The organism is Polyangium sorediatum, from assembly GCF_029946465.1.
Taxonomy (GTDB): domain Bacteria; phylum Myxococcota_A; class Polyangia; order Polyangiales; family Polyangiaceae; genus Polyangium; species Polyangium fumosum.
In genome coordinates, this window is sequence record NZ_JARZHI010000138.1 from 1 (window position 1) to 11,066 (window position 11,066).

The window sequence follows — 11,066 nt, forward strand, 5'->3', positions numbered from 1 at the left end:
GAGCTCGCCCGGCGCGGCGGCCACGGGCGCCGGGGCGGGCGCGGCCGCGGGGGCCTGTGCCGGGGCGGGCGCGGCCTTCGGGAGCGTGTCGAGGTCCCGCGCGACGATACGGCCGCCGGGGCCCGAGCCCGTGACGCCCGTGAGGCTCAGGTCCCGCTCCCGGGCGAGCTTGCGGACGTACGGCGAGGCCTTGACCCGGCCAGGCTCCCCCGCGGGAGCGGGTGCAGCTGCGGGCGCAGGAGCGGCTGCGGGAGCAGGAGCAGGCGCGGGCGCGGCTGCGGGGGCGGGCGCAGGCGCGGGCGCGGGCGCGGCTTCGGCCTTCGGGGCCGGCGCCGCGGCCGGCGCTTCGCCGCCGCCCGCCTTCGCGACGAGGGCGGCAACGTCCTCGCCCGGCGCGCCGATGATCGCCACGGGTTGTCCGAGGCGCACGACGCTGCCTTCGGGCGTCAGGATCTTGAGGATCGTGCCCTTGTCGAAGGACCGATACTCCATCGTCGCCTTGTCGGTCTCCACCTCGGCGAGCAGATCGTCGACGCCGATCGTATCCCCTTCCTTCTTGTGCCAGACGCTGATCTGTCCCTCCTCCATCGTGGGGGACAGCTTCGGCATATCGAGAACCTTGGCCATGTGACGTCTCCGATCGGCGTGTGACGTTCAGCCCTTCCGGTACAGCACCTCGCGGACCGCGTCGGCGATCCGATCCGGTTGCGGCAGGACATACTGCTCGAGCTTCGCGTTGTACGGCATGGGTACGTCGCGGAACGTGACGCGCAGAATCGGCGCGTCGAGCTCGTCGAAGGCGAGGCGCTGGATGCGGTCGACGATCTCGCCGCCCACGCCGCCGTACGGCCAGCCCTCGTACGTGAGCACCGCGCGGTGCGTCTTTTGCACCGTCCGCACGAGCGCCTGCTCGTCGAGCGGGCGCAGCGACCGGAGGTCCACGACCTCCGCGTCGATGCCCTCCTTTTCGAGCTGCGCCGCCGCTTCGAGCGCGAGGTGCACGGGGCGACCGTACGCGATGATCGAGACGTCCTTGCCCTCGCGCGCGATCCGCGCCTGGCCCATCGGCACGACGACGTCCGGATCGTCCGGCACCTCGCCCTTCACGTTGTAGAGCGTCTCGCTCTCCATGAAGAGCACCGGGTCGTCGTCACGGATCGCCGCCTTGAGCAGCCCCTTCGCGTCGGCGGGCGTCGCGGGCGCGAGCACCTTGAGCCCGGGCACGTGCGCGTAAAAATGCTCCATCGCGTGCGAGTGCTGCGAGCCCACCTGCCGCGCCGAGCCGTTCGGCGCGCGCAGCACGATGGGCACGTGGAGCTGGCCGCCCGACATCTGCCGGATCTTCGCCGCGTTGTTCAGGATCTGATCAAACGCGACAGCCGAGAAGTTCCACGTCATGTACTCGACGATCGGCCGCAGCCCGACCATCGCCGCGCCGATCGAGATGCCCGTGAAGCCGCTCTCCGTGATCGGGGCGTCGATCACGCGCTTCGGGCCGAAGCGCTCGAGCATGCCCTCGCTCACCTTGTAGGCGCCCTGGTATGCGCCGACTTCCTCGCCGATGAGGTAGACGCGCTCGTCGCGCTCCATTTCCTCGATCATGGCGGCGCGAACCGCCTCCCTGTAGCGCATGACGCTCATCGCGCGAATGCTCCCTTGTAGGTGGTCGCCTCGAGCAGCTCGGGCCCCGGCTCGGGGCTCTCCTCGGCGAAACGAATGGCGTCCTCGATCTCGGCCTCGATCTCGGCCTCGATCTTCTGGAGCGCCTCTTGATGGCCTTTCCCTTCGAGCTCGCCGCGCGAGACCAGGAGCGGGTCCTTGCGCTTGCGCTCTTCGAGCTCGTCGGACGTGCGGTACTTGCCCGGATCACTCATCGAGTGGCCGCGGAAGCGATAGGTGCGCACCTCGACCAGCGTCGGCTCGCTCGTCGTCCGCGCGCGGTCGATCGCCTCGCCGAGGCGGTCGTACACCTCGAGCACGTGGTGCGCGAAGAAGCGATCCCGCGCCATGCCGTAGCCCACCGCCTTCAGCGAGACGTCCTCGACCGAGAGCGTGCGCGCGAGCGACGTGCCCATCGCGTACTCGTTGTTCTCGACCACGATCACGATCGGCAGCTTCCACAGCGCCGCGAGCGACATGCCCTCGTGGAAGTCGCCGATGCTCACCGCGCCCTCGCCGAGGAAGACGATCGCGACGCGCCCGTCCTGCCGATACTTCGAGGCGAACGCGGTGCCGACGGCGAGCGGCACGTGGCCGCCCACGATGCCGTAGCCGCCGAGCATGTTGTGCTCGGCGTCGAAGAAGTGCATCGAGCCGCCGAGGCCCTTCGAGCAGCCCGTCACCTTGCCGAAGAGCTCGGCCATCGCCGCGCGCGAGGTCATCCCGCGGGCGAGGGCGAGGCCGTGATCCCGGTACGTGGTGATCGCGTAGTCCGTCGGCTGGAGCGCCGCCACGGCGCCGACGGCCACCGGCTCTTGGCCGATGTAGAGATGGAGAAACCCACCGATCTTGCCCTGCGCGTACGCGCGCGCCGCTTCCTCCTCGAAGCGGCGGATCTGGAACATCTTTCGATACAGGGCGAGGTGGAGCTCGTCGGAATGCTTTCGCGTCGTGGTCATGAGGTGATCGCAGCCTCCCGGCCCGTGTGCGTGTCCTCCGCGGGCGTGATTCTGTCAAGTCCCGGCTTTCCCGTCTGCATCATCCGCACGTCTCCCCGCAACTCGTCCGGATGCAACCGGCCAGGGATTCGAGGTCGGAGACGGCCTCGGTCGTCGCCTCCTTGGGACAGGCCTTGACGGCGCAACCGTCGAAGTCCGCCTCCGTGGGGGAGAGACACCCGGCCGAACGCGCGCAGGTCCATAACGCGTCGCAGGGCGTCCCTTCGTCGCACACGACCGCCGCCGCGCAGCACTGGTCGTAGACGCAGGTGTCGCACGCGGTCGCGCCCGTGCCCGGATCACACGCCGCGCCGCCGCCCGTGCCGCCCTGACCGCCTTCGCCGCCCTGGCCGCCTTCACCGCCCGCGCCGCCGCTGCCCCCTGTGCCGCCCTCGCCCCCGGTGCCGCTCGCGCTGGGGAAGAGCGGGCCCTCTTCCTCGGAGCCGCAGCCGTAGGGCAGGGCGGCCGCGAGGGCCACGGAGAACAAAAGCCATGTCGCCTTGCGCGTCCCGCGCCTCGCTTCAGGTCTCATCGCGCCTTCTTCGCCCTTCGCGCGAGCAGCCCCGCGAGTGCAGCAGAGATCCCGAGGCCCGCGAGCGCGAAGCCTCCCTGGGCCGTCGGCGCGAGCGAGCAGCCGCCGCGGTACTCGACGGTCTCGGGTGCCGGCGGCGCGACGCCGCCGTCGGTCGTGCCCGCGTCGGGGTTCACCTCGGAGCCGCACTTGCCCGCCTTGCAGATCAGGCCCTGCGCGCAGTCCGTCTCGCCCTCGTCGATCTGCCCGTCGCAGTTGTCGTCCTTGGTGTTGCAGAGCTCGGGCAGGCCCGGCGCGATCTCCGCGTCCGTGTCGTCGCAGTCGGTGTCGCCGCAGAGGACCGAGCGTACGCCGTCGCCGTCGAGGTCGAAGCACTCGACGTTCTGATCGTCGAACTCGTTCGTCCCCTGATCCCCCGCGCCCGTGGAGCAATTCATCGGCGACGGCCCGCCGCTCACGTCGATGACGCCCACCGGCGGCGCCGAGACGGTGCTCGCGTGGATGCGCACGATGCCGCCGCCGCCCGAGCCGCCGACGCCGATCGTGCCGATCCCGCCCGCGCCGCCCTTCGCCGTGATCTGCGCCTTCGTCCCCCAGTCGATGACGTACGCGTCGAGGATCACGTGACCGCCCGCGCCGCCGCCCGCGCCGATGTTCGCGAGCACGTTGCCGTTCGCGCCGTTCGCCGCGATCGTCCCGTTGATCTCGATGCGCGCGGCTTGCAGCCAGACGCCGCCGCCGCCGTTGCCGCCGCTCGCGCCCATGCCGGGCGTCGCGCTGCCCGAGCCGCCCGCGCTGCCGAGGTCGAGCGTCGCGGGGGTGCCGTACGACGAGCCGCCGAGGCCAAAGGGTCCGCCGCACGTGGGGGCCTGGGTCGTCCCGTCGCCGCCGCCGCCGAAGTAGGCGCCGCCGCCGCCCGCGCTGTTGCCGTTCACCTGGCCGCCGCCCATGCCCTCGCCGGGCTGGCCCGCCTTGCCGGGGTGACCCGAGCCCGTGGCATCGATCAAGGCGTCGGACTCGATGATGATGCGGTTGGCGCGGATGTGCAGGCGACCCGTCGAGGGCCCCGAGCCCTTCGCGAGCACGCGCAGCACGGCGCCGCTCTTGATGGTCAGGACGTTGAAGTCGTTCGTGACGTCGCCGGGCAACGTCGCCGGCTGGCCCGTGTTCCCCACGGTGAGCGACTGCGCCGCGTAGGCGGCGCTCGACGTGCCGAGGAGCAGAGCCGCGGCGGCGGCGGCTCGGGCGAGAGAAGCAAGAGAACGGCGTGGGCGCATGGTCATGGCGAAGGACCTCTACGGTTTGGCCGGCGTGGGTGCGGCCTGGGAGGGGGCCGACGCCGGGGAAGAGGGAAGGGCGGAGGGCGCGCTCGTGGGGCTCGCCGACGGGACGCTCGTGGGCGATGCCGAGGGTACGGCCGACCCGGAAGGCGCAGGCGCGCTCGCGTCGAGGCCCGCGTCCGTCGGGATCGGCGGGCCCGCGTCGGCCTCCGGAGGATCATCGTTTGGATCGTCGTTCGGATCGTCGTTCGCGGAGTTCGCCGGCCCGACGCGCGGGCGCGAGGTGCGCGGCGTGGACACGATCGGGCGAGGTTTGTCCGCTGAGGCGGGCGGCAGGACGTCGGCCGACGCGCTCGCCGAGGGCAGGGCGCGATCGTCCGTGCCCTCGCCCTTGTCGTGGAGCGCCAGGCGCACGAGCAAGAGGGCCGTGAGCGTGACGACGGCCATGCCGAGCAGCACTTGCCCGCGCTTGCGCTCGGACGGCAGCACGTCCGCTGCGACGTGTGGCGCCTCGTGGTGGATGGACGCGGCCGTCGCGCGGCTCGGCGCGCTCGGCGCGGTCGCGCGCGGCGGCGGCGGCTCCACGGCGGGCGCGAGCGCCTCGGCGAGGGCCTCGCCGAACGCCGCGCAGCTCTCGAAGCGATCGTGCGGGGCCTTCGCCATCGCCACGGCGAAGACGTCGTCCACGGCGGCGGGCAGGCCGCGGCGCGCGGCGAAGCGGTTCGGCGGATCCCGAGCGATCCGCCCTGCGACCTCGACGGCGTCGTCGCCGGGGAACGCGCGCTCGCCGCAAATCGCTTCGTACAGCGACGCGGCGAGCGAGAACTGATCACTCGCCGGGGAGAAATTTTTCCCGCCGAACGTCTCGGGCGCGCTGTAGGCGGGCGTGCCCATGAGCCCGCCTGCGTGCGTGAGCGTCGAGTCGGGGATCTTGGCGATGCCGAAGTCGGCGATCTTTCCGCCGGTGCGCGAGAGGATGATGTTCTCGGGCTTGATGTCGCGGTGGAGGATGCCCTCGCCGTGGGCGAACGTCAGCGCGCTGCCGAGCTCGCGCGCGAGCCGCGAGGCCTCGCCGGCTGGCATCACGCCGGCCTTCAGGCGTTGCTTGAGCGTCGGGCCTTCGACGTACTCGAACACGAGGTAGAGCCCGAGCTGCCCGTCCTCGCCCATGTCGTGCAGGGTCACGAGGTTCGGGTGCGCGACACGCGCGGCGGCGCGGGCCTCGTGCCGCATGCGGGCGAGCAGCCCCTCCCGCACGTCACGCGGGATCAGCAGATCGGAGCGCAGGAGCTTCACCGCGACGTCGCGGCCGAGCACCGGATCGTGGGCGCAGAGCACGCGGCCCATCGCGCCTTCGCCGACGAGGCGTAAGACCTCGTAACGCCCGATGATCCTGGGCAGCTCGAGATCGGGCTGGGAGGGTTGGGGCTCGGGCACGCGTTCGACGGTTTTAGCCGCCAGAGGCGATCGAGGGAAGGGCGGATACGCTTCGAGCGACGAACAGATCCAGGCTCGCGCCGAGCGCCCAGTGAAGCAGGAAGGGCCCGAGCATCGAGCGACCCCGGAAGGCGAGGGCGCCGAAGACGAGGCCCCCCGGAACGGTCAGGAGGACCTCCAGAGCGGGCTTGCCCACGTGGACGAGGGTGAAAGGCACGAGGTGCAGCACGACGGCGGCCGGCCCGCCGAGGTCTTGCGCGAGGCCCACGACGAGCAGGCCCCGGAAGAAGAACTCCCAGGCGAAGAACGCGGCGCCCCACATGCCGATCCACCCGATCCACCCTTCGATCCCGGAGATCCCCGCGGTGTGGGCTCGGTAGTGCGCGGCGACCCCGGGCACGCGGGAGAGGATCGCGGCGCTGATCACCACGAGGGGCAGGAGCCCGAGCGTCACCCTCCCCCAGCGCCGCGCGTCCCCGATCCCGACCCCGAGGTTTTCAGGCTTTTCCTTGAGCCCGATCCGCGCGAGGACCAGCGGCACGGCGAAGAGCAACACCACGTGGGCGAGGACCCAACCGGCGTGCCTGTGCATACGTGGATCGAGCAGCGGCGCGATCGGCCGGACGAGCACGCAGCCGAGCGCCATGCCTTCGAACCGGAGGATCGCGAGGAGCGCGCAGGCCACGGCGAAGACGAGGATCGCGCGCGGGATGGAGGACGCTCGCGGGCTCGTGCCTTCCTCGCGCATGCCGTGGCATCGTAGCAGCCTCACGTGATTCCCTGGTTCACGTTTCCCGCTTTGCCGTTTGGCCTTCACGCGTTCGGCCTCTTGCTCACGCTCTCCGTGATCGTGAACCACCTCGTCCTCGTGCGGCGCGCGCGCGCGCTCGCGCTCGGTTCGAAGGGGGCGATCGAGGCGCTGGCGATCGGCACGGTGGCGGCGGCGATCGGCGGCGCGTACGGCGTGGGCAGGCTCGTGGGCGGAGGCGGGACGCTCTCGTCGGCGGGCGGCTGCCTGGGCGCGATCGTGGGCCTCGTGGGCCTCGCGCGGGCGCTCCGGATGCCCGTGCTCGTCGCGGCGGACGCGACCACGTACGCCTTTCCGTTCGGATGGATCTTTGCGCGCGCGGCGTGCGCCTTCGCGCACGATCATCCGGGCCGGCTCTCGTCGTCCTTCCTCGCCGTGCAGTACCCGGGCGGCGCGCGCTTCGACCTCGGCTTGCTCGAAGGGATGGCGACGCCGCTGCTCGTCGTGCTCGTCGTGCTCGTGTCGCGCCGCGCGTCGCGGCCGGGCGTCGTGACGGGCGCGCTCGCGCTGGCTTATGGCGCCTTGCGCTTCGGGCTGGATTTTTTGCGCGCGGAAGACGGTCGTTTCTCGGATCCCCGGTGGCACGGGCTCACCGCGGCGCAGGGAGTTTGCCTCGGGGTGATGATCCCGATCGGCATCACCTTGCTCCTGCTGCATCGACCGCATCGCGGTCGATGCACCCGCGGTCCAGGGCTGTGCCCTGGTCCGGGTCGAGGGGCGGACAGCCCCTCGTCGGGTCCGGGGTGAAACCCCGGCTCCACGCTGTGCTCGCGCCTGCTCAAGGCCACCCCGTCGCCGCCCGCAGCACTTGCCCAAGCAGCGAGCTCACCACGTTCGCCGCGAGCGCCCACCCGAACGCCCTCCGCGCCGTGATCCCTGCCTTCCAGAAGTACGCCGCCTCCACCACCACGGCGAACCCCTCCGCGAGCACGCCGTAGCCGAGGTAGTACCCAAGCTCCCCCAGCACGAACCGCCGATCGGCGTGGATCGCGGCCACGTACAGCGCTCGCCACACGGCGGGCAGGACGAACCACACGACCGGATGCGTGATCGCGCTCGCGCCGAACGCGACGAATGGGCGCACGCCGAGCGCGCGCCTGTAGATCGGCACCTCGATCGCCTGCGTCAGGACGAACGCCACCACGTACCGGGCGAGCGCCTCCCCGGTCGACATCCGCGTCAGGTGGAGGCTTGGTTCGAGGACGCCGGGCGGAAGCCCTCGGCCCAGAGCAACGCGCCCGCGGCGAGCTCGAGGTGGCCGTGGAAGAACGCGAACCGCAGGTAGCCATCCCGCGCGACACCCGGGCCGAAGAACGCCCACACGATGAGCGCGAGCGCGCCGATCGCCGAGAGCCAGAGGATCGTGCCGCCGATGTCCCCCGCGAGCGCGCGGAAGCTCTGCCGGTAGGAGCGCGGCGTCTTGCTCGGACGATCGTCCTCGGGCATGAGCCTTAACCAGACGATGTAGTGCGTCGCCTGCGCGAACGCGTAGAGCACCACGAACCGCACCGCGAGCGGGCCCGTCGGCGCAGGGCTCAACGTCCACGAGAGGTACCGCATCCCGAGCCCGGTCCAGGGCGCCTCCGCGCCGCCGCTCCACGCGAGCAAGGGCGCTGCCGCGCCGAGCAGCAGCGCCGCCGTGCCCGCCGCGAAGAGCGCGATCGGCACGAGGTGCAGGCGCGATTTTCGTGGCCGCCAGGCCCACCAGATCACGACGGCGACGAGGTTGTGCAGGTGCGCGAAGGCGAGGTCGGCGAACCACCCCGCGCGCTGCGCGACGAGGAAGAGCGCGCCCACGACCGAGAGCCCGATCAACCTACGCGACCACGACGTCCGCGCCACGCAGAGCGCGAGCGCCGCGCCGGCGAGGCCCCCGCGCACCCCGAAGCCGAGGCCCGCGGCGAGGATGCCCACGCTGATCGCCGCGAGCACGAGCGGCCGCCGATGCAGGCCCGGCCGCGCCACGAGGTAACGCACGTCCGCGAGCACGTGCGGGATGCCCCAGACGAGCGGCCCGAGCACGAGCATCACCACGGGCCACGACGAGGCCAGGAGAAACGCTCCCACGATGAGGACCGAGCCGAGGACGGCGACACGGCGTTCACGATCGATGAGCAGCGAGCGCGAGAGGAACGGGCCGAGCAAGCGCAGGCCGAGGCGGCGCAGGTGATCGAGGCCCGCGAGCGGGGCATCGAGCGGCGGCGCCGGGATGGCGAACGCCGAACCGAACCACCTATGAAGCCGCCCTTCCGCTTCCATGTGACGCCTCGGCGCGCCTCAGATGGCGCGCGCGCCCTCCTGCAGGGGAAGCGCCGGCCGCTTGGTCATGGCCCCGTCCTCGCCTGCGTCGCCGGGCGCCGGGGGCGGAGGCGGCGGAGGTCCGTCGTTGCCCAGGCACATGTCACGCGCGCCGAACCCGGCGCCCACGAGCGCGAAGAAGCTCAGGCGCGACGCCATCCGCAAAAAAGAAGCCTTCATCGACAACCCCTCGTCGGGCCAAAGCCAAGCGCGGGTGCGCGGGCCCAGGTTGCACCCTCTCTGCTTATAGACGATTTCGGCCCTCCCCCCCAACCTCTCTCCGTCACGGGAGACGGTCGAACCCGCGCAAATCACCCCGCGCCCGCGAGGAGAGGAAGAGGGGGCAGGGGGTGCGGGAATCGAGCTTGGTAGCAAGGGAATCGAGCGAGGTGGTAAGGGAATCGCGCCAGGTGGTGAGTGAATTTGCCAGCGACGAACAGATGCTCGGGGCGGGTTGTTCTAGGCTCGCGCGGGCGGTGAGCGTAACCTTTCCGACGCGAGCGAAACGTTGATGAAAGCCGGCACCAGGATCGGTGGAAAATACCGCCTCGTGCGCCCCCTCGGGGAGGGGGGGATGGGCGTCGTATGGGCAGCGATCAACGAGCTGACCGAGCGCGAGGTCGCGCTGAAGCTCCTCCGCGGGCTCGACGCCTCCGAGGACGCGCGCCTCCGGCTCCTCCGCGAAGCCCGCGCCTGCGGCCGCATCGTCCACCGCAACGTCGTCGAGATCTACGACGTCGGACAAACCGACGCAGGCGACCCGTTCCTGGTGATGGAGATGCTGAGCGGCGAGACGGTGGGCGAGAAGCTCGTGCGCGAGCGCAAGATCGTCCCCGCTGTCGCGCTGCGCATCGCGGCCGAGACCGCGCGAGGCCTGAAGGCCGCACACACAGCACGCGTGATGCACCGCGACCTCAAGCCCTCGAACCTCTTCCTCCACGAGGAGCCCGGCGGCGAGGCCCCCGTGCTCAAGATCCTCGACTTCGGCGTCAGCAAGACACTCCAGCAAGGCGCAGACTTCACGGCCACCGGCAAGACGATGGGGTCGCCCGCCTACATGAGCCCCGAGCAAGTCCGCGGGCTGAAGACCGTCGATCACCGCACCGACCTCTGGTCCGTCGGCGTGGTCCTCGCCGAGCTGCTGAGCGGTCGCCGCGTCTTTCAAGGCCTCACCCCCTACGGCGCCGCAGCCGAGGTGCTCTCCGGCCGCATCCGCGGTTTGTCGGACCTGATGCCCGACGCCGACCCGCGCATCGCCGCCGTCGTGGACCGCTGTCTCCAGCGCGACGTCGACAAGCGATGGAGCACCGCCGACGAGCTGCTCGAAGCCCTCACGCCGCTGCTCGGCGACGACCGGCCCGGCCTGACCCCCGCAGCCGCGATGAAGGTGGCGCCGCCGCCGTCGATCGTGCCCGCCCCACCGCCCTTGCCCGTCATGACCGGCATAAACGCCATCGCCGACGAGGTGACCTCGACCGAGTTCGCGCCGCCGCCGATGATCGACGAGACGACCTCGGCCTACGCAGTGCCCCTCGACATGCGCGACACCGTGCGCCCCGCGCCGATCAGCATGCCCCCCTCCGGCGCACACGGCCTGCCCATCCTCGGGCGCGACTCCGCGCCGCCCGACGAGCAAGACGTAACGCACGCCGATTCAATCCCCGCCGGGCTCATCGCAGCAGCCGCAGAAGAGGCGGCATCCTCGTCAGGCGCCGTGCCCGTCGTGCTCTGGGACGACTACCTCCGCAAGAAGTCCGAGGAGGTCCCCGACGCGCCGCTCGCCGAGTCGGGTTCGCAAGACGCCGCGCTCGTGGAGGCAGTGCCGAAGCCTCGGCGCGCCGTCTACGCCGTCGCCGGCCTCGCGCTCGTGGCGCTCGTGGCGTTCCTGGTCGTCATCATGGCGCGGTAGGATCCCATCGTGGAGCGTCGCGCCGGGGCGCTGCCCCGGACCCCGCGGGGGGCTGTCCGCCCCCTCGACCCCGGACCAGCGAGGCGCTGGACCCAGGGTTGAAAAACTGCGCTCCGCGCAGTTTTTCAAACAGGCCGACGAAGAA

The 11,066-nt window shown here is 71.6% G+C and carries 12 protein-coding genes; 2 read left to right on the forward strand and 10 right to left on the reverse strand.

Annotated elements, in window-relative coordinates:
* The 7 genes from QHF89_RS49095 to QHF89_RS49125 form a co-directional block, all read right to left on the reverse strand.
* Window positions 1-627: biotin/lipoyl-containing protein (locus QHF89_RS49095; protein WP_284721988.1), on the reverse strand; the 627-nt coding region annotated here is incomplete at its 3' end.
* A gap of 27 nt (window positions 628-654) precedes the next feature.
* Window positions 655-1,641: a pyruvate dehydrogenase complex E1 component subunit beta gene (locus tag QHF89_RS49100; RefSeq protein ID WP_136930007.1), complete on the reverse strand. Its 987-nt coding sequence runs from the start codon at window positions 1,639-1,641 to the stop codon at window positions 655-657.
* Window positions 1,638-2,618, reverse strand: a complete 981-nt coding sequence (gene pdhA / locus QHF89_RS49105) for a pyruvate dehydrogenase (acetyl-transferring) E1 component subunit alpha (RefSeq protein WP_136930006.1) — start codon at window positions 2,616-2,618, stop codon at window positions 1,638-1,640. Before pdhA ends, QHF89_RS49100 begins: the two co-directional genes overlap by 4 nt.
* Window positions 2,619-2,697: 79 nt before the next feature.
* Window positions 2,698-3,189: a hypothetical protein gene (locus tag QHF89_RS49110; RefSeq protein ID WP_284721989.1), complete on the reverse strand. Its 492-nt coding sequence runs from the start codon at window positions 3,187-3,189 to the stop codon at window positions 2,698-2,700.
* Window positions 3,186-4,472 carry a putative metal-binding motif-containing protein gene (locus QHF89_RS49115; RefSeq protein ID WP_136971260.1) on the reverse strand — a complete coding sequence of 429 codons (1,287 nt, stop codon included), beginning with the start codon at window positions 4,470-4,472 and terminating at the stop codon, window positions 3,186-3,188. Before QHF89_RS49115 ends, QHF89_RS49110 begins: the two co-directional genes overlap by 4 nt.
* A gap of 12 nt (window positions 4,473-4,484) precedes the next feature.
* Window positions 4,485-5,906 (reverse strand): serine/threonine-protein kinase, encoded by a 1,422-nt coding sequence (locus tag QHF89_RS49120; protein WP_284721990.1) that lies wholly within the window; start codon window positions 5,904-5,906, stop codon window positions 4,485-4,487.
* A 13-nt stretch (window positions 5,907-5,919) separates the two neighbouring features.
* Window positions 5,920-6,654: a CPBP family glutamic-type intramembrane protease gene (locus QHF89_RS49125; RefSeq protein WP_136971259.1), complete on the reverse strand. Its 735-nt coding sequence runs from the start codon at window positions 6,652-6,654 to the stop codon at window positions 5,920-5,922.
* Window positions 6,655-6,678: 24 nt separating this feature from the next.
* Here QHF89_RS49125 and QHF89_RS49130 point away from each other — a divergent pair, with 24 nt between their 5' ends.
* Window positions 6,679-7,461, forward strand: a complete 783-nt coding sequence (locus tag QHF89_RS49130) for a prolipoprotein diacylglyceryl transferase family protein (protein WP_136971258.1) — start codon at window positions 6,679-6,681, stop codon at window positions 7,459-7,461.
* Between the two features lie 31 nt (window positions 7,462-7,492).
* Here the strand turns inward: QHF89_RS49130 and QHF89_RS49135 are convergent, their stop codons facing one another.
* Genes QHF89_RS49135 through QHF89_RS49145 form a run of 3 tightly spaced genes read right to left on the reverse strand, consistent with a single transcriptional unit; the run spans window position 7,493 to window position 9,192 of the window.
* Window positions 7,493-7,888: a hypothetical protein gene (locus QHF89_RS49135; protein WP_136971257.1), complete on the reverse strand. Its 396-nt coding sequence runs from the start codon at window positions 7,886-7,888 to the stop codon at window positions 7,493-7,495.
* Between the two features lie 5 nt (window positions 7,889-7,893).
* A complete protein-coding gene (locus QHF89_RS49140) occupies window positions 7,894-8,973 on the reverse strand; it encodes a hypothetical protein (RefSeq protein WP_136971256.1) in 1,080 nt (359 codons plus the stop codon).
* Between the two features lie 18 nt (window positions 8,974-8,991).
* The gene (locus QHF89_RS49145; RefSeq protein WP_136929996.1) at window positions 8,992-9,192 is read right to left on the reverse strand and encodes a hypothetical protein; all 201 of its coding nucleotides are present in this window, start codon (window positions 9,190-9,192) and stop codon (window positions 8,992-8,994) included.
* A 331-nt stretch (window positions 9,193-9,523) separates the two neighbouring features.
* On the opposite strand from QHF89_RS49145, the gene QHF89_RS49150 reads away from it, so the two are divergent.
* Window positions 9,524-10,921 (forward strand): serine/threonine-protein kinase, encoded by a 1,398-nt coding sequence (locus tag QHF89_RS49150; RefSeq protein WP_136971255.1) that lies wholly within the window; start codon window positions 9,524-9,526, stop codon window positions 10,919-10,921.
* Window positions 10,922-11,066: the final 145 nt, after the last annotated feature.